The organism is Pseudorhodoferax soli, assembly GCF_003337555.1.
GTDB lineage: Bacteria > Pseudomonadota > Gammaproteobacteria > Burkholderiales > Burkholderiaceae_C > Pseudorhodoferax > Pseudorhodoferax soli.
The window spans coordinates 172,136-190,011 of the sequence record NZ_QPJK01000009.1 but is presented as its reverse complement, the minus strand read 5'-3'; the positions used below and the strand labels follow the sequence as shown (position 1 = coordinate 190,011).

Below are 17,876 nucleotides of genomic sequence, written 5' to 3'. Positions count from 1 at the left end.
GAGAACGACATGGCACGCATGAAATTCATCTGCGACGCGGAGCGCTGCATCGAATGCAACGGCTGCGTCACCGCCTGCAAGGCCGAGAACGATGTGCCCTGGGGCGTGAACCGCCGCCGCGTGGTCACCATGGGCGACGGCGAGCCGGGCGAGAAAAGCATCTCGGTCGCCTGCATGCACTGCAGCGACGCGCCCTGCATGGCGGTGTGCCCGGTCGACTGCTTCTACCGCACCGACGAGGGCGTGGTGCTGCACGACAAAGACGTGTGCATCGGCTGCGGCTACTGCAGCTACGCCTGCCCCTTCGGTGCGCCACAGTTCCCGAGCAACGGCACCTTCGGCCTGCGCGGCAAGATGGACAAGTGCACCTTCTGCGCTGGCGGCCCTGAAGAGCATGGCAGCGCCGCCGAGAACGAGAAGTACGGCCGCAACCGGCTGTCCGAAGGCAAGCTGCCGGCCTGCGCCGAGATGTGCTCGACCAAGGCGCTGCTGGGCGGTGACGGCGATGTGGTGGCCGACATCTTCCGCACCCGCGTGCTGCACCGTGGCAAGGGCAGCGAGGTCTGGGGCTGGGGCACGGCCTACGGAAAGCCGGGCAAGTGATGGCCCGCGCCTCCATCCGCTGCACCGCGCTGGCCACCGCCGCGCTGCTGCTGACCGCCTGCGGCGAGAAGCCGCAGCATGCGGGCACCAGCCATGGCAACAGCACGCCGGCCTGGAACGGCCCGCAGACCGGCTTCAGCGCGCCGGGCTGGAAAGCCGGCGACCAGGCCAGTTGGGACGAGCAGATCAAGCAACGCAACCGCGGCCAGAACGAGTACCTGCGGCTGACGCCCTGAACCCCGATGCAAAGGCCCCGACCATGAACAAGGCGCTTTCCCGCTGGATCGCGGTCGCCCTGCTGGGGGCTGCGGGGGCCTGGGCCCAGGCCCCTGCCCCGGCTGCCGCGACCGAGCCCGCCGCAACGGCGGCCAACGGCCCACCGCCGGGCTTCGTCGCACCGGCTGAGCCGAAGGCCGACGACAGCAACGCGGCGCGGGCGAAGTCGCAGCCCGGCAACAACGCGCCGTTCTGGCGCGGCGTGCGCAACTCGGGCGAGGTCGCGGGCGTGACGCAGATCCCCGGCCTGGAGAAGGGCGTGCTGATCCAGCGCTTCGAGCGCTACCCCGGCTCCGACTACGCCACGGCCGGCGAAGCCTGGCGGCAGGTGCGCAACCGCGTGATCATTCCCTACGGTGGCGCGCTGATGCTGATCGCGCTGGTCGCCATCGCATTGTTCTACTTCGGCCGCGGCACCATGGGGCACGCCAGCGCCGAGGGCGGCCGGCGCATCGAGCGCTTCACGCCCTTCGAGCGCGCCGCCCACTGGCTCAACGCCATCGCTTTCGTGCTGCTGGGCATCTCCGGCGTGGTCATGGCCTTCGGCAAGTTCCTGCTGCTGCCGTGGATGGGGCACACCGTCTTCGGCCTCGTCACCTACGGGCTCAAGACGCTGCACAACTTCGTGGGGCCGCTGTTCGCGGTCTCGCTGGTGGTCATCTTCTTCACCTTCGTGAAGGACAACCTGCCGCGCCGCGAGGACTGGACCTGGGTGAAGAAGGCCGGCGGCATGTTCTCCGACCACGAGGTGCCCTCGCACCGCTTCAACGCCGGCGAGAAGGGCATTTTCTGGGGCGGCGTGTTCGCGCTGGGCCTGACGGTGGTGGTCTCCGGCCTGGTGCTGGACCACCTGGTGCCGAACCTGGCCTACACGCGCGGCACCATGCAGATCGCCCACATGTTCCATGCCACGGGCGCGGTGCTGATGCTGTGCGCCTTCTTCGGCCACATCTACCTGGGCACGCTCGGCATGCGGGGCGCCTACAAGGCCATGCGCACCGGCTACGTCAGCGACGCCTGGGCCCAGGAGCACCACGCGCTCTGGCATGACGACATCCGGGCCGGCAAGATTCCCGCGCAGCGCTCGGGCGCTGGGGCCGCCAAGGAGCCCCTGCCCCAGGCCCGCCAGGCGTGACCCGCCCTCCGGAGACCCCCATGAGACCCATTGCCCTGCTGGCCCTCGTCCTTGCCGCTGGCGGCGCCTCGGCCAAGTTGCCTGCGCTGTCGGACGAGGCCAAGGCCAAGGCCGCCGAGACCACCGCGCGCACGGCCTGGTCCGACAAGGTGGCCGCCTACCAGCTGTGCCAGTCGATGGACCGCGTGGCCGCCGCCTACCTGGAGCGCGCGCGCGCCGAAGGCAAGGCCGCGCAGCCCACCCCCACGCCGCCGTGCAGCGATCCGGGCGCCTTCAACTACGTGCCGCCCGAGTCCAAGCCGCTGGAAGCCGCTGGCGCGCATTCGCCGCCGCAGACAGCGGCCACGCCGCACAACACCACGCAGCCCGCGGCCGCAGGGTCCAAGCCCTGAACGCGCCTGGCGCGACCGGGTTCGAGGCCAGCGCAGCGCACCGCCCGCTGCCTGGTGCGCCGCGCATGACGCAAGCGGGCGCGCCGCTGCTGCGCAGCATCGAGATCCTCGACCAGCACGGCGAACGCCGCAGCATCGAGATTCCGGCCGAACGCCCGTTGACCGTGTTCGTCGACAAGCGCGAGCTCGTCACGCTCATGACGCTGGGCGCCCAGCCCGAGCTGCTGGTGCTGGGCTACCTGCTCAACCAGCGGCTCATCGCGCGGCGCGACGATGTGCAGTCCGTCAGCGTGGATTGGGAGGTGGATGCCGCTGCGGTCCGCACGCGCGCGGGGCTGGCCGACCTGGAGGCACGCACGGCCCACCGCATCGTGACCACGGGCTGCGGCCAGGGCACGGTGTTCGGCGAGGCGATGGGCGCACTCGACGGCCTGCAGTTGCCCGACGCGCAGGACGCCCGCATCTCCCAGCGCCAGCTGTACGGCCTGCTGGACAGCCTGAAGCAGCGCGACACCGTGCACCGCCGCGCCGGCTCGGTGCACGGCTGCGCGCTGTTCCAGGGCTCCGGCATGCTGGTGTTCGCCGAGGATGTGGGGCGGCACAACGCCATCGACACCATCGCCGGCTGGATGCTCGTGCACGGCGTGGGCGGCGCCGACAAGGTCTTCTTCACCACCGGCCGGCTGACCAGCGAAATGGTGATCAAGGCGGCGCAGATGGGCGTGCCCATCGTGGTCTCGCGCAACGGCGTGACGGCCATGGGCCACGACCTGGCGATGCGCCTGGGCATGTGCCTGTTCGGCCGGGCGGCCAACCGGCACTTCCTGTGCTACACGGGGCTGGAGCGTTTCGACGCCGAGCCGCAGGCCGCAGGGCCGGCCCCGGCCTGAGCCGCCCTGGCCTGGCGGCCCGGCCGCAGCGCGGCTGCCCCGACAATGCGGCCCCGCGATGCACACCATCACCGACAGCTGGGCACTGGCCTGGCAACTCGTCCTGAAGGCCGATCCCGAACTGCTCGGCATCGTGGCGCTGTCGCTGCGGGTCAGCGCCACGGCATCGGCCGCGGGCGCCGTGGCGGGCCTGCTGCTGGGTGCCTGGCTCGCGGTGGCGCGCTTTCCTGGCCATGCGCTGCTGGTCTGGCTGGTGAACACGCTGCTGGCCCTGCCGGCCGTCGTCGTCGGCCTGCTGGTCTACCTGCTGCTGTCGCGTTCGGGCCCGCTGGGCGCGCTGGGCATCCTGTTCACGCCGACCGCCATGGTGGTGGCGCAAAGCCTGCTCGTCACCCCGCTGGTCGCGGCGCTGACGCGCCGGCTGGTGCTGGCAGCGCTGGCCGAAGGCGGCGACCAGCTGCACACGCTGGGCGCGCGGCCCTTGACGGCGGCGCTGCTGATGCTGGTGCACGACCGGCTCGGCGTGGCCACCGTGCTGCTGACCGCCTTCGCGCGCGCCATCGCCGAGGTCGGCGCGGTGATGATCGTGGGCGGCAACATCGCCGGCATCACGCGCGTGATGACCACCACCATCGCGCTGGAAACCAGCAAGGGCGACCTGGGGCTGGCGCTGGCGCTGGGCGGCGTGCTGCTGGCGGTGGTGGGCGCCGTCAACGGCGCCATCGGCCTGCTGCACTGGCTGGGCGGGCGGATGCCCCGGGGTGCAGGCACGAACCCCGTGCCCGCGCCGGCACCCGTGCCACGCCGTCCGGCGGCGCCCGCCACACCGGGCGCCCCGCTGGTGGTGGCCGAGCAGGTGTCGGTCCGCTTCGGGCAGGTCCGTGCGCTGCAGGACGTCTCGCTCACGCTGCGGCGCGGCGACCGCCTCGTGCTGGTGGGTGCGAACGGCTCGGGCAAGACCACGCTGCTGCGGGCGCTGCAGGGCCAGCGGCCCAGCACCGGCCGCTGCACCCACCTGGCGCTGCAACCCGAAGGCCGGCTGCCGCGCACCGCCATGGTCTTCCAGCGGCCGTTCCTGCTGCGGCTGTCGGTGCGGCGCAATGTGCTGGTCGGCCTGTGGCTGGCCGGCGTGCCCGCAGCCGAGCGCGCGGCACGCTGCCACGACGCGCTGGCGTGCGTGGGCCTGCTTGCGCAAGCCGGCCGGCCTGCGCGCGTCTTGTCGGGCGGCCAGCAGCAGCGCCTGGGGCTGGCGCGGGCCTGGAGCCTGCAGCCGGACATCCTGTTCCTGGACGAACCCACGGCCAGCCTGGACCCGGGCGCCCAGCGCGAGATCGAGACCCTGGTGCATGCAATGGCGCAGGGCGGCATCACGGTCGCCATGAGCACCCACCACCTGGGCCAGGCCCGGCGCCTGGCCACGCGCGTGGCGTACCTGCAGGGCGGGCGGCTCGTCGTCGAGCGGCCTGCGGCGCAGTTCTTCGGCGGCACGCCGCTGCCCGATGAGGCGGCCCAGTTCCTGGCGGGCGAGCTGGGCTGGCGCTGAGGTCCTGCCCGGCAGGCGAAGCGCGCGAGGCGGTCGTGCAGCGGTCCAGGTCCATGGCGGCCTCCCGGTGCGCCCTGGCCCCCGGCCACACGCGCTCAGGTCACGCGCGCACGTCGTTCGAATGGATCTGCAGCGCTTCCAGGAAGCGCGAGACCATGTTGTAGGCGGCGATCGTGGCGGTCAGCTCCACCAGCAAGGGCGGCGTGAAGCACTGCGCCACCGCGGCGAAGACGGCGTCGTCCACATGCACGTTCCGCGTCATCGCGTCGGTGTAGGCGAGCACGGCGCGCTCGGTCGCATCGAACAGCGTGCTGGCCTCCCAGCGTTCCAGCGCGTCGAGCTTGGCCTGGCTGACCCCCTCCTGGCGTGCGATGGGCGCGTGCTGGTCGGCCTCGTACGGTGCACCGTTGACCAGCGCCACGCGCATGATGACCAGCTCGCGCAGCGCGCCAGGCAGGCTGGATTGCTGGCGGATCGCCGTCAGGTAGCCCAGCCAGCCCTGCGCCACGGGCGGGCTGTGCAGCAGCATCTGGTACAGGTGCAGCACGCTGCCGCGCTCGGCGGTGATGCGCTCGGCAAGGGGGCGGACGGCGTCGTCGTCCAGGCGGGCGTAGGGAATGCGGGCCATGTCGGGTTCGGATGGTGGTTGGGGAACAGGGGGGGCGGCGTCAGTCGGCGCCCACGATCTTGCGCTTGACCAGGTCGGCCATGACCTGGTCGTCCTTGCGCACGCGGTCGGCGAAGGCCTCGGGCGTGCTGCTGACGATGTCGAAGGCGTTGTCCGCGAAGCGCGCAGCGACCTGCGGGTCGCGCATGGTCTCCTGGAACGCCTTCAGGATCTTCGCGCGCACGTCGGCCTGCGGGCCGGTCGGCCCGACGAGGCCGATCCAGGTCGGGAACTCGAAGCCCGGGATCAGCTCGTTCATGGCCGGCACCTGCGGCAGCTGGCGTGACCGGGCCGCCGTGCTGACGGCGATCGCCCGCATCTTGCCCGCCTGGATGTGCGGCAGCATCACCGACAGCCCGGCGAACGCAAAGTCGATGTGCCCGCCCAGCAGGTCGGACAGCAGCGGCGCGGCACCCTTGTACGGCACGTGGGTGGTCTGCAGGCCTTTGGCGATGGACAGCTGAGCGCTGTTCACATGCCCGGCCGAGGCGGTTCCTGCCGAGCCGTAGGCCGTGCCGGGCCGGGCCTTGAGGTAGGCGACCAGCTGATCGAGGTTCTGCACCGGCAGCTCGTTGCGCCCCACCAGCACCTGGGGTGTGGTGACCAGCAGGCTCAGGTAGTCGAAGTCCTTGAACGTGTCGAACGGCAGGCTCTTGACGATGTGGTGGTTCACCGCCTGGGAGTCGAGTGCCAGCAGCAGCGTGTAACCGTCGGGCTTGCCGCGCCGCAGTTCACCCGCACCCAGCGAGCCGCTGGCGCCAGGCCGGTTCTCCACCACGATGGATTGCCCGAGCCGTTCGCCCAGCGTGTTGCTGATGGTGCGCGCCGTCTGGTCGACGGCGCCACCCGGTGCGAACGGCACGATCAGCCGCACCGGCTGGCTGGGGTAGGCCTGGGCGCCGGCCAGCGCCGGCAGCGTGCACGCCAGGGTGGCGGCCAGGGCATGGATGAGGGTTCTGCGCAGCATGGTGTTGTCTCCTGTTCTTGGGGGAATGCGTCGCGTGCCGGCTGCGGCCGGCACGCTGCGGTGGGTACTGCGACCCGTCAGCGCGTGGCGGCCACCAGGCCGCCGTCGACCACGATCTCGGTGCCGGTGACATAGCGGCTCTCGTCGGCCGCCAGGAACAGGGCCGCATGGGCCGTGTCCCAGCCGTCGCCCATGTGCCGCATCGGCACCTGGTTGTTGCGGTGCGCGATGAAGCCCTCGGTATCGCCCTTGGCGTACTTGGCGGCCAGGCCTTCGAGCAGCGGCGTGTGCATCAGGCCCGGCACCACGCAGTTCATGCGGATGCCATCGGCCGCGTGGATCACGGCGCTGGTGCGCGTGAAGTGCATCAGCCCGGCCTTGGCCGCCGCATAGGCCACCTGCGGCTTGCCCACGTAGCGCAGGCCCGCCACCGAGGACACGTTGACGACGGCACCGCTGCCGCGCGCGCGCATGCCGGGGATGACGTGCTTGCAGGTGAGAAAGGCGCTCTTGAGGTTCACGTCCATCTGCGCATCCCACACCGCCTCGTCCATGTCCACCGGCCCGCCGGGCTGCGACAGGCCGACGTTGTTGACCAGCACGTCGATGCGCCCGAAGCGCGCGATGCAGTCGGCCACGGCGCGTTCGACCTGGTCGGACTGCGTGACGTCGCAGGCCGCGACCTCGGCCTCGCCGCCCTCGGACGCGATGATCGCCCGCGTGGCCTGCGCAGCGGCCAGGCGCAGGTCGGTGCCGTACACCTGCGCACCCTGCCGCGCGAACAGCACCGCCGTGGCGCGGCCGTTGCCCCAGCCCTCGCCCACCGCGCCGCAACCCATCACCAGCGCCACCTTGCCCTTCAGATTCAGCACATCGTCTCCTCGTCGATCGGAAAGCGGCGATCCTAGGCAGCGGCGATCCATTGTAGAAGTTCTTTCTTTCTATCCATTCATAGAATCAAGGCATGAATGCCACGCCGCGCCAGCTGCGCATGTTCCTGGCGCTGTCCGAGTCGCTGAACTTCAGCCGCACAGCGGAGCAGTTTTTCGTGACGCAGCCCTCGCTGAGCAAGGCCATCCGCGATCTGGAGGAGGCGCTGGGGCTGAAACTGTTCGAGCGGACCACGCGCGCGGTGCGCCTCACGCCAGCGGGCCAACGCCTGGTGCTGGTCGCACGCAAGGTGGTCGGCGAGTTCGACGCCGGCCTGCTGCGCCTGCAGGCGCATGCCGAAGAGGAAACGCGCCAGCTGCGCATCGCCTCGCTGCCTTCGCTGGCCAATGTGCTGCTGCCGGCCGCGTGCGCGGCCCTGGAGCAGCGCTACGGCACGCCGCACATCACCATCCGCGATTGCAGCAACGCGGCCTCCATCCAGCAACTGGCCAACCACCATGTCGATTTCTCGCTGGCTTCGGTAGCGCCTTCGCACCCTGAGCTGCACTACGAGGAGGTGCTGCGCGACCGCTTCGTGCTGCTGTCGGCCGGCCGCTGGCGCCGGCGTGTGGGCGCCAGCAGGACCCTGGATGAACTGGTGGAACTGCCGCTGATCAGCATGACCGATGCCAGCACCGCGATGCGTTACATGGTGGCGGCCTACCTGCAGCGTGGCATGGAGTTCAGGCCCAAGATGCAGTTCGACCAGGTGGGCACCATCGCCGGCTTCGTGCGCCAGGGGCTGGGCGTCGCGGTGCTGCCCTACCTGGGCATGATGCCGCTGCTGGACCTGGGCGGCATGCGGGTCTCGGAGATCAGCGACGGGCCGGTGCGCTCGGTGGGCATCGTCACGCGCGAGCGCAGCGAGCCCAGCGACATTGCGCGGCAGGCCATGCAGGAGGTGCGTGCCGTCGCCCGGCAGTTGATCGCGCAGCACGCGGGACTGGTGCTGCCGCCGGGCAAGGCGGCGCGGCGCTGAGCAGGCACCGGCCATTGGCGCATCTCCGCGCTGCAGCCGGGCTTGCCGCGGCAGCCCCGCGCCTGCCCGGGATGGCGCCGAGCACGAGAGGGCTCAGCCATCACTGCGGCTTGGCACCGGAGATGCGCACCAGCTCGGCCCACTTCGCGGTTTCTTCCGCGACGAACGCGGCGAACTCGCGCGGGCTGGAGGTGCGGGGATTCAAGGCCATGGTCGTGTTCGCCTGCACGACTTCCGGGGTCTTCAGGGCCTGCGCGACCGCCTGGTTCATGCGCTGGACGATCTCGTCCGGCGTGCCTTTCGGCGCGACGATGCCGCCCCACGCCACTGCGCTGAACCCGGGGAAGCCGGCCTCGGCCATGGTCGGCACATCCGGCAGGATGTCCAGACGCTTCGCGCTGGTGACGGCAAGGGCCTTGGCCGTGCCGTTCTTGAGAAACTGCTGCACGCCGTTGACGTTGTCGAACATCACATCGACACGCCCGCTGATCAGGTCGGACAGGGCCTGCGATCCGCTGCGGTACGGGATGTGCACGATGTCGATCTTCGCGACGGCCTTCATCATCTCGCCCGTCAGGTGGCTGCCCGAGCCCACGCCCGTGCCGGAGCCGAAGCTGATCTTGCCGGGGTTGGCCTTGGCCTGGTCCACCAGCTCCTTGAGCGTGTTGGCCTTGAAGTCCTTGCCCGCGACGAGGATGTAGGGGTTGTCGAACAGGAACGCCACTGGCACCAGGTCCTTCGCCGGGTCGTAGGGCAGCTTGTCGAAAAAGCTTTTGTTCACCGCCAGCGTGATGTTGTTGCCGAAGCCGAAGGTGTAGCCGTCCGGCGCGGCCCTGGCGACTGTGCTGGTGCCGACGATGCCACCGGCACTCGACGAGTTCTCGATCACCACCGCCTGCCCCAGGATCTTGCCCAGGCTTTCCGCGAGCGGACGTGTGGCCACGTCGGGACCGGAGCCTGCGGCATACGGGATGACCAGCCGCACGGGCTTGGTGGGCCAGGACTGTGCCTGGGCGGCCACGGAGAGTGCCAGCGCGCCGGCCAGCATCAGGGATCGGGTGAAGTGCATGGAATGTCCTCGGTGGGCGGGGTGGTAGAGCAGATCAGGTGCGAAGCAGCTGGATGACGCGCGCCGTCCACGGCGACTGCGCATCCCCCGCTGCGATGGCCGGGGCGAAGTGGTCGCCGTCCAGCAGCAGCGTCGCGTGCGCGCAGCGGCGCTGGCGCAATGCCTGCGCCATGGACTCGTTGCCGGCGACGATGCGTGGCAGATCGTCCCGTGCATGCGCGAGGAGCATGAACGGCATCGCGTCGTGAACGTGGCAGATCGGGCTGGCGCTGGCTGCCTCCGCACGGTCGCCGAGGATCATCTGGTGGGTGCGCTCTTCCCCGCTGCCCGGCTGTGCGTCGGGATAGCGGATGTCCAGGGGCGCGCACAGCGGCAGGCAGGCGACGATGGCGGCGGGCGGCATGCCGCGTGCGCGCAGCCCCTCGCCTTGCAGCACCGCCAGCGACGTGAGGTGCCCGCCGGCGGAATGGCCGCCGACGGCCATGCGCCGCGGATCGCCGCCATGGCGATGGATGTTGGCGTGCACCCAGGCGATGGCCGCACTGCAATCGTCCAGCATGTCCCGCCACTTGCTCGCCGGCGCCAGCCGGTACGACGGCGCCACCAGCGTGATGCCCGCGGCGTTCAGCGGCGGCGCCAGCAGCGCCACCCATTCCTTGTAGCCGTTGGTCCAGGCGCCGCCGTGGAAAAACACCAGCACGGCGGAGCCGCCCGGCTGCGGCGCACGCGCGGGGTACACGTCCAGCCGCTGCTCCGCAAGCGCGCCGTACGGCACATCGGCGATGCGCTCGGTCTGGCGCACCGCGGCGGCCGACAGTTCGAGGGCGCGGCGGGCGTAGTCCTCGGCCACCTGCGGATACAGCGGCGGCTGGGGACGCAGATCAGGGAACGACATGGCATGCGCCTTTTCAGGCCGGGGTGGCGTTCATGGGTTGCACAGCACCACCGTCGGCGGTGCCTTCAGCCGCGACCGCATTGGCGATCCACGCGGTCAACGGATGGGCGGGTGCCTCCAGCCCGTAGATGGCATCGAAGTGGTTGCGGCCCTCCTGCGGCAGCGCTTCGGCCTGGTTCCCCGCATCGGTCCACGCCTGGACGAATGCGCGCGACTGGCGTGCGAACTCCTCGGGCTCGTCGCTGCCCCACGACACGAGGATGGGGGTGGTGCACCGGCGCACGCTGTGCATGGGCGTGTTGCGGCGGATGACGCCATCGTCGATCTGCAGCATCGGCTGGATCGACGACCAGCGGAACGGCTCGATCTCGAACACGCCGCTGACCATGACCGCTCCCGCAAGAGGATCTTTGGCCAGCCCGTAGTCGTTCTCCCAATCGGTCTGCAGGCACATGGCGGTGAGGTGGCCGCCTGCCGAATGCCCACCGAGCACGACACGCTTCGGATCGCCGCCGTGGCGCTCGATGTTGCGCAGTACCCATGCCACGGCGGCACGGGACTGGCGTGTGATCTCGTCGATGCCGACCTTGGGACAGAGCGCGTAGTTGACCACCACGGTGGTGATGCCGCGGGCGTGCAGCCCCTGGGCGACGGTCGAGAACTCCTTGCTGCTCAGGATGCGCCAGGCACCGCCATGGATGAAGACGAAGACGGGCGCGCCCGGCTGTTCCGCGGGAAAGATGTCGAGCGTCTCGTCCAGGGTGGGGCCATAGGGCACGTCGAGGGAAGCGGCGAAGCGGCTGCGAACGCCCTCGCTCTCTTCGACGTAGTGCCGGGCGTAGACCATGAAGTCGGGCACGGACTTCTCGACGTCGTACTGGGCGTCGATCTGTTCCTGGGTTCTGAATTGGCGGTACAGGGGCTGCATGGGTTCTCCAAGGGACGGGATGGCGCGGCACCCAACCGCACCGGGCATCGGCAAAGGGACGGGGGTCAGACGGGTGTCAGATCGGGTGGCGCCAGGAGGCCGCGAAATGCCTCTGCGCCTGCGGCGTGGTCATTCCGTGGCAGCCTCGGTGCGCTGCAGCAGGTCGAGGGCGACGTCGACGATCATGTCTTCCTGCCCGCCGACCATGCGGCGCCTGCCCAACTCCACGAGGATGTCGACGGTCTTGAGGCCGTACTTCTGCGCTGCGGCTTCCGAATGGCGCAGGAACGAGCTGTACACGCCGGCATAGCCGAGCGCCAGCGTCTCCCGGTCGACGCGCACGGGGCGGTCCTGCAGGGGGCGCACGATGTCGTCGGCGGCGTCCATGAGTCGGTACAGATCGGCGCCATGGCGCCAGCCCGCGCGCTCGGCGGCGGCAATGAACACCTCCAGCGGTGCGTTGCCCGCGCCGGCGCCCATGCCGGCCAGGCTCGCATCGACGCGGATGGCACCGGCCTCGACCGCCACCAGCGAATTGGCCACGCCCAGGCTCAGGTTGTGGTGGGCGTGGATGCCGATGGTCGTCTCGGGCTGCAGCACGTCGCGCAGGGCGCGCACGCGGTCCCGCACGTCGTTCATGTGCATCGCGCCGCCCGAATCCACCACGTAGCAGCAGGTGGCGCCATAGCTTTCCATCAGCCGGGCCTGCTCGGCCAGCACGGCAGGCGGGCACATGTGGGCCATCATGAGGAAGCCGACGGTGTCCATGCCCAGCGTGCGCGCGTATTCGATGTGCTGGCGCGATACGTCGGCCTCGGTGCAATGCGTGGCCACGCGCACGACGCGGGCGCCCGCGTCGTAGGCCGCACGCAGGTCGTGGACGGTGCCGATGCCGGGCAGCAGCAAGGTGGCGATGCTGGCGTGCCGCACCACGTCGGCGGCGGCCGCGATCCATTCGAGATCGGCGTGCGCGCCGAAGCCGTAGTTGAAGCTGGAGCCTTGCAGGCCATCGCCGTGCGCGACCTCGATGGAATCGACGCCCGCATCGTCGAGCGCCTTGGCGATCTGGCGGACCTGCGCCACCGTGTACTGGTGGCGGATGGCGTGGCTGCCGTCGCGCAGCGTCACGTCGGAGATGTAGAGCCTGGCCTGTTCGGCCGCAGTGGTGTGGGGCATGCTGGGTTCTCCTCGCTCAGGCTGCAACCGCTTCGGCCGCCATCCTGGCGGCCATCTGCTCGGCCGTGCGCAGGGCCGCGCTGGTCATGATGTCCAGGTTGCCCGCGTACGCGGGCAGGTAGTGCGCGGCGCCCTCGACTTCGAGGAAGACGCTGGTCTTCAGGCCGGACAGGCGGCCGACACCCGGCACGTGCAGGTCGCGCACGCGGTCGAACTGCACGGCCTGCTTCAACCGGTAGCCCGGCACATAGCCCTGCACCTCGGCCACCATGCGCGCGATGGACGCGGCGATGGCGTCCGCATCGGCCTCGTCGCTCAGGGTGTAGACGGTGTCGCGCATCATCAGCGGCGGCTCTGCCGGATTCAGCACGATGATGGCCTTGCCCTTGCCCGCCCCGCCGACCGCTTCGATGGCCCTCGACGTGGTCTCGGTGAACTCGTCGATGTTGGCCCGTGTGCCGGGCCCTGCGCTCTTGCTGGCGATGGAGGCCACGATCTCGGCGTAATGCACCTTGGCCACGCGCGAGACCGCCGCCACCATGGGAATGGTCGCCTGCCCGCCGCAGGTCACCATGTTGACGTTCGGCGCGTCCAGGTGCTGCCGGCCGTTGACCACAGGGACGCAGTACGGCCCGATGGCCGCTGGCGTGAGGTCGATGACGCGGATGCCGGGCCGGTGCTGGCGCAGCAGGGCATCGTTGCGCACGTGCGCGCCCGCACTGGTCGCGTCGAACACGAAATCGATGTCGTGGAAAACGGGCAGCCGGGTGAGGCCTTCGGCGCCTTCGTGCGTGGTTGCCACGCCCAGCCGTGCGGCACGCGCCAGGCCGTCGGACGCAGAGTCGATGCCGACCATGGCGGCCATCTCGATGTGTCGCCCGTGCCGCATGATCTTGACCATGAGGTCGGTGCCGATGTTGCCGCTGCCGATGACGGCAGCCTTGAATGTCCGGGTCATGAAAACTCCTGGGTCAGGCGGCCGCGCCCCGCGCGCAGTGCCTGGATCGATCGAATGTGGGGATGGCGGCCTGAACCCGTCAGACCATCTGGAAGCTGGCGCTTCCCAGCCCTTGCATCTGCAGGGCAATGTGCTGGCCGGCGTGGATCCACTCCGCCGGCGTGGCGCCACCGGCCAGCACGATCCAGCCCGCCTGCAGTGGCTCGCCGGCCGCGGCCGAGACGCGTGCCGCCGCCACCAGCGAGCGCAATGGATCGCCCAGCAGCGCCGCCGTGGAGCCCGCCTGCACGGCGCGCCCGTCGATGCGCATCACCAGGCCCAGGTTGCGGAAGTCCAGCGTCGGCGCATGCCAGCCGCCGACCACGAAACCGCTGGACGACGCGTTGTCGGCGATGACCTCGGGCAGCGTGAACTTGAAGTCCTTGTAGCGCGAGTCGATCACCTCCAGCGCTGGCGCGATGGCTTCCACCGCGGCGAGCGCCTCGGCCCCGGTCACGCGGCCGGACAGCGGCTTCTTCAGCAGGAAGGCGATTTCCGGCTCGACGCGCGGATGCACGAAGCGGGCGCGCGGCACGTCCGACCCTTCTTCGATCTGCATGGCGTCGGTCAAGCGGCCCCAGATCACATCCGACAGGCCCATCTGGACCATCTTGGCGCGGCTGGTGAAACCCATCTTGACGCCGACGCGCTGCTCGCCGCGGCCGATGCGCCGCTGGATCGACGCGCTCTGGATGGCGTAGGCGTCGTTCAGCGTGAGACTGCCCTGCGTGTCGAACTGCGGCACTTCATGGGCGAAGCGGGCGGCGTCGTCCAGCGTGGCGACGATGTCCTGGTGGGCACTCATGCTGCGACTCCATCGGTCTCGCGCTGCGCCGCGAACTCGGCGCGCACGCTGCCCACGCCGTGGATGTGGCACTCGAACACATCCCCCGCCTGGACCGCCACCATGGGCCCGAGTGCGCCCGACAGCACCACTTCGCCGGCGCGCATCGGCTTGCCCAGCCGCGCCATCGTCCGCGCCAGCCAGACGAGGGCGTTCACAGGGTGGCCCAGGCAGGCCGCGCCGACGCCGGTGGACACCGGCTCGCCGCGCCGCGACAGGCACATGCCGGCCAGGCCCAGGTCGAGCCCCCGCGGGGACATGGGCGTGGCGCCCAGCACGTAGACGCCGCTCGATGCGTTGTCGGCCACCGTGTCGACGAACCGGATGTTCCAGTCCGCGATGCGGCTGCCCACGACCTCCAGGGCAGGGACGACGTAGTCGACCGCCTGCAGCACCTCGTGGTGGGTGGGGTTGGGCATGTCGAGGTCGCGGCCGAGGACGAAGGCGATCTCGGCCTCGATCTTCGGCTGCTGCAGCACGGACATCGGGATCGTCTCGCCGTCGCCGTACGCCATGTCGTCGAGCAGCGCACCGAAGTCGGGCTGGTCGACGCCGAGCTGGCGTTGCACCGCCGCAGACGTCAGGCCGATCTTGCTGCCGACGAGCCTGCGGCCTTCGGCGATGCGCCGCGTGGCGTGGATGGCCTGGATGGCGTAGGCATCGTCGGCCGTCATGCCGGGGTAGGTGTCGCGCAGCGGCGCGACGGGCTTGGCGCCCTGGGCGGCGGCGCGCAGCAGGGCCGCCGCCTCGTCGTGTTGTCGGGGGGTCACGTTCGAATTCCTCGGCCTTCAGGCGCTGGGAGGCAGCGGCTTGTAGGCCACGGCCTTGATCTCGATGCGCAGCATCGGATGGGGCAGTTGGTGGACGGCCACCGTGGTGCGGGCCGGGCCGCTGTGGTCGAAGTACTCGGCGTAGACCTCGTTGTAGCCCTGGAAGTCGCCCATGTCCACGAGGTAGGTGGAGATCTCGACGAGGTCGGACAGGTCGGCGTCGACGCTTTGCAGGATGGCCCGGATGTTCTCGATCACGGCGCGCGTCTGCGCGCGGATGTCGGCCTGCAGGACGCCCATGGCATCGACGGTGGCGCCGGCGAAGCTGTTGTCGGGCCGGCGCGAACTCGTGCCGGAGACGAACAGGAGGTCGCCCGCGCGCTTGACGTGCGGGAACTTGCCGCGGGGCGTGGCGCGCCCTGCGACGACGGCGGAAGAGGTGGTGGCGTTGCTCATGGTTGTGGCTGTCCGTGGCATCTACGCGGCATCGACATGGATGCACACGTTGGTGAGTTCCGAATAGAAGTTGAGCGAGTGCATGCCGCCCTCACGCCCCACGCCCGACAGCCCGCTGCCGCCGAAGGGTGTTCTCAGGTCGCGCAGGAACCAGGCGTTGACCCAGGCCACGCCCACGTTCATCGACTGCGCGACGCGGTGGGCCCGGTTGACGTTGCTCGTCCAGATCGTCGCTGCCAGCCCGTACGGCGTGGCGTTGGCGCGCTGGACCACCTCGGCTTCGGAGTCGAACGGTGTCACGTGGCCGATGGGGCCGAAGATCTCTTCACGCACGCACCGCGCGCTGTCGGGCAGGCCGGCGATGAGCGTGGGCTCCACCCAGAAGCCGTTGTCCAGCTGGTTGCCGAACGTCGGTGTGCCGCCGCCCACGATGAACTGCGCGCCTTCCTGGCGAGCGAGTGCGTAGTAGGTGAGAACCTTGTCGCGGTGGCCGGCCGAGATCACCGGGCCCATGCCCGTGCCCTCGTCGGTCGGGTCGCCCAGCTTGATCTGCCGGGCACGCTCCGCCAGGGCGCCCACGAAGCGGTCGTAGATCGGGCGCTCCACGAAGATCCGCTCGGAGCACAGGCACACCTGCCCGCTGTTCAGGAACACGGCGCGCGCCATGCCGTCCACGGTCTTCTCGAAGTCGCAGTCGGCAAAAACGATCGCGGCGTTCTTGCCGCCCAGCTCGAACGACACCGGTTTCACGCCCTCGGCGGCGGCGTGCATGATGGCCGTGCCGGTCTTGGACTCGCCGGTGAACGTGATGGCGTTGATGCGCGGGTGCCGGGTGATGAACTCGCCGGCCGAGTTCGGGCCGAAGCCGTGCACGAGATTGAACACGCCGTCGGGCAAGCCCACCTTGTGCATCACCTCGGCCAGCAGCGTGGCGGTGCCAGGCGTCTCCTCCGATGGCTTGGCCACGACCGCGTTGCCGCACGCCAATGCCGGCGCGATCTTCCAGCTGAGCAGCAGCAGGGGCAGGTTCCAGGGCGAGATGATGCCGATCACGCCGAGCGGCTTGCGCACGGCGTAGTTGATCGCCTGTGCGCCGCCAGGCAGATCGGTGCGGTAGGTTTCCAGCGGCGCCGTCTTCAGGATGTCGGCGAAGATCCTGAAGTTGGCGGCGCCGCGCGGGATGTCCAGCTTGGAGGCCAGCGACACCGGCTTGCCCGTGTCGCTGACTTCGGCGTCGAGAAAGTCGTCGGCCCGCCGATCGATCTCATCGGCAATGCTGCACAGCATGGCCGCCCGGTCTGCCACCGAGGTCTTGCCCCATGCCTGCACCGCGCGGTGCCCGGCCTCGACAGCCTCGTCCACCATGCCACGGGTGGCCTCGTGGATGTCGGCGAAGCGGACGCCGTTCGCGGGATTGATCCCTGCGAAGCGCTTCTCGCTCTCGACGAACCGGCCGTCGATGAAATTCCTGTACTGCTTCAACACTGTGCTCCTTGGGGGCGAATGCGGGCCTGCCAAACCGGCCCTACTGGATGGAAAACTCGACGACCGCGCCACCGCTGCCGTAGAGGGGCGCGTACGCGCGCACGGTGGCCGACTTGAAACCGCCGCCCATGGCGCCGAGCAGCCAATGGAAGTGCTTCATGCCCATGTCGGCACGCGCCTCGGCGGCGTAGCTGGGCAAGGCCTGGCGCAGGCCATCGATGTCGCCGCCCTCCATCAGGGCCAGGAGCCTGCGGTTCCAGGTGTCGTCGGCCTCGGAGAGGATGCGGTCGGCGGCGAGATCGATGCTCTCGCGGAACATGTTGTTGGACAGGCCGCCGATGCCCACGACGGCCACGCGCTTGCCGGCCGCGGCCGCGCTCGCGATGCCGCCGAGCTGTTCGGTCTGCTCGGCGCTGTGGTACAGGTTGTTGGCCGCGATGACGACGGGCGTCTCTGCGTTGCCGAAGCCCATCAAGGTCGTCGCGGTGATGGTGCCGGTGTCGATCGGGAACTGGTCGTAGTCGACGCCGCGCGCATGGATTCCCGCAGCGCGGCAGCCCTCCACGCAGCGTTGCGCGGTGGCGGTGTCGGACACGATGTCGAAGGTCTGCTCGCCGAACTCATGCCAGTTCTCGTCGACGTGCAGGCCGGTGCTGCGCTGGCGCGTGACCCACAGTTGGTCGAGCACGGCGAACCATTGCGTGGAATACACGAGCACGCAATCGGGCTTCGATTCCGCCAGGGCCTTGCCGGCCGCGGACATGGCATCGCGCAGGCGCCCCCAGGGGGCAACGTCGGGGCGCAACTGGGGCAGCGGGCTGCCAGGGACCAGGAATGCAGATACAACAGTCACTTTGAAGCTCCAGGAATGGGG

General features: G+C 70.1%; 20 protein-coding genes. 7 read left to right on the top strand and 13 right to left on the bottom strand.

Going from position 1 to position 17,876, the window contains the following annotated elements; translation table 11 throughout:
* The first annotated feature begins 9 nt into the window (after positions 1–9).
* The 6 genes from fdh3B (at position 10) to DES41_RS28280 (ending at position 4,839) form a co-directional block, all read left to right on the top strand.
* Entirely contained in the window at positions 10–603 is a 594-nt protein-coding gene (gene fdh3B, locus DES41_RS28305) for a formate dehydrogenase FDH3 subunit beta (protein ID WP_114470964.1), read from the top strand.
* On the top strand, positions 603–839 hold the full coding sequence (locus DES41_RS28300; RefSeq protein WP_114470963.1) for a hypothetical protein: 237 nt from the start codon (positions 603–605) through the stop codon (positions 837–839). Before fdh3B ends, DES41_RS28300 begins: the two co-directional genes overlap by 1 nt.
* Positions 840–862: 23 nt before the next feature.
* The gene (locus DES41_RS28295) at positions 863–2,014 is read left to right on the top strand and encodes a formate dehydrogenase subunit gamma (protein WP_114470962.1); all 1,152 of its coding nucleotides are present in this window, start codon (positions 863–865) and stop codon (positions 2,012–2,014) included.
* Between the two features lie 20 nt (positions 2,015–2,034).
* Positions 2,035–2,406: a hypothetical protein gene (locus DES41_RS28290; RefSeq protein WP_114470961.1), complete on the top strand. Its 372-nt coding sequence runs from the start codon at positions 2,035–2,037 to the stop codon at positions 2,404–2,406.
* Between the two features lie 65 nt (positions 2,407–2,471).
* Complete coding sequence (locus DES41_RS28285) at positions 2,472–3,296, top strand: formate dehydrogenase accessory sulfurtransferase FdhD (protein ID WP_114470960.1); 825 nt, start codon at positions 2,472–2,474, stop codon at positions 3,294–3,296.
* A 58-nt stretch (positions 3,297–3,354) separates the two neighbouring features.
* Entirely contained in the window at positions 3,355–4,839 is a 1,485-nt protein-coding gene (locus tag DES41_RS28280; RefSeq protein ID WP_114470959.1) for an ABC transporter permease, read from the top strand.
* A 100-nt stretch (positions 4,840–4,939) separates the two neighbouring features.
* Here the strand turns inward: DES41_RS28280 and DES41_RS28275 are convergent, their stop codons facing one another.
* The 3 genes from DES41_RS28275 to DES41_RS28265 all read right to left on the bottom strand — a co-directional run bounded on the left by DES41_RS28275 (position 4,940) and on the right by DES41_RS28265 (position 7,345).
* Positions 4,940–5,467, bottom strand: coding sequence for a carboxymuconolactone decarboxylase family protein (locus DES41_RS28275; protein WP_114470958.1), 528 nt, complete (start codon positions 5,465–5,467; stop codon positions 4,940–4,942).
* 40 nt (positions 5,468–5,507) lie between these two features.
* Entirely contained in the window at positions 5,508–6,473 is a 966-nt protein-coding gene (locus tag DES41_RS28270) for a Bug family tripartite tricarboxylate transporter substrate binding protein (protein ID WP_114470957.1), read from the bottom strand.
* A gap of 77 nt (positions 6,474–6,550) precedes the next feature.
* On the bottom strand, positions 6,551–7,345 hold the full coding sequence (locus DES41_RS28265; protein WP_425466401.1) for an SDR family NAD(P)-dependent oxidoreductase: 795 nt from the start codon (positions 7,343–7,345) through the stop codon (positions 6,551–6,553).
* Positions 7,346–7,437: 92 nt separating this feature from the next.
* Between DES41_RS28265 and DES41_RS28260 the strand changes: the two genes are divergently transcribed.
* The gene (locus DES41_RS28260; protein ID WP_114470955.1) at positions 7,438–8,382 is read left to right on the top strand and encodes a LysR family transcriptional regulator; all 945 of its coding nucleotides are present in this window, start codon (positions 7,438–7,440) and stop codon (positions 8,380–8,382) included.
* Between the two features lie 100 nt (positions 8,383–8,482).
* Here the strand turns inward: DES41_RS28260 and DES41_RS28255 are convergent, their stop codons facing one another.
* The 10 genes from DES41_RS28255 to DES41_RS28210 all read right to left on the bottom strand — a co-directional run bounded on the left by DES41_RS28255 (position 8,483) and on the right by DES41_RS28210 (position 17,855).
* Positions 8,483–9,451 (bottom strand): Bug family tripartite tricarboxylate transporter substrate binding protein, encoded by a 969-nt coding sequence (locus DES41_RS28255; protein ID WP_170168307.1) that lies wholly within the window; start codon positions 9,449–9,451, stop codon positions 8,483–8,485.
* Positions 9,452–9,485: 34 nt separating this feature from the next.
* Entirely contained in the window at positions 9,486–10,346 is an 861-nt protein-coding gene (locus tag DES41_RS28250) for an alpha/beta hydrolase (protein WP_114470953.1), read from the bottom strand.
* Positions 10,347–10,359: 13 nt separating this feature from the next.
* On the bottom strand, positions 10,360–11,274 hold the full coding sequence (locus DES41_RS28245; RefSeq protein WP_114470952.1) for an alpha/beta hydrolase: 915 nt from the start codon (positions 11,272–11,274) through the stop codon (positions 10,360–10,362).
* A 129-nt stretch (positions 11,275–11,403) separates the two neighbouring features.
* Complete coding sequence (gene dmpG, locus DES41_RS28240) at positions 11,404–12,450, bottom strand: 4-hydroxy-2-oxovalerate aldolase (protein ID WP_114470951.1); 1,047 nt, start codon at positions 12,448–12,450, stop codon at positions 11,404–11,406.
* A gap of 16 nt (positions 12,451–12,466) precedes the next feature.
* On the bottom strand, positions 12,467–13,408 hold the full coding sequence (locus DES41_RS28235; RefSeq protein ID WP_114470950.1) for an acetaldehyde dehydrogenase (acetylating): 942 nt from the start codon (positions 13,406–13,408) through the stop codon (positions 12,467–12,469).
* A 79-nt stretch (positions 13,409–13,487) separates the two neighbouring features.
* Complete coding sequence (locus DES41_RS28230; protein ID WP_114470949.1) at positions 13,488–14,252, bottom strand: 2-keto-4-pentenoate hydratase; 765 nt, start codon at positions 14,250–14,252, stop codon at positions 13,488–13,490.
* The gene (gene mhpD, locus DES41_RS28225) at positions 14,249–15,061 is read right to left on the bottom strand and encodes a 2-keto-4-pentenoate hydratase (RefSeq protein ID WP_114470948.1); all 813 of its coding nucleotides are present in this window, start codon (positions 15,059–15,061) and stop codon (positions 14,249–14,251) included. Before mhpD ends, DES41_RS28230 begins: the two co-directional genes overlap by 4 nt.
* An 18-nt stretch (positions 15,062–15,079) precedes the next feature.
* Complete coding sequence (locus DES41_RS28220; protein ID WP_114470947.1) at positions 15,080–15,517, bottom strand: RidA family protein; 438 nt, start codon at positions 15,515–15,517, stop codon at positions 15,080–15,082.
* 21 nt (positions 15,518–15,538) lie between these two features.
* The gene (locus DES41_RS28215; protein WP_114470946.1) at positions 15,539–16,999 is read right to left on the bottom strand and encodes a 2-hydroxymuconic semialdehyde dehydrogenase; all 1,461 of its coding nucleotides are present in this window, start codon (positions 16,997–16,999) and stop codon (positions 15,539–15,541) included.
* A gap of 43 nt (positions 17,000–17,042) precedes the next feature.
* The gene (locus DES41_RS28210) at positions 17,043–17,855 is read right to left on the bottom strand and encodes a DODA-type extradiol aromatic ring-opening family dioxygenase (protein WP_114470945.1); all 813 of its coding nucleotides are present in this window, start codon (positions 17,853–17,855) and stop codon (positions 17,043–17,045) included.
* Between the last annotated feature and the right edge of the window lie 21 nt (positions 17,856–17,876).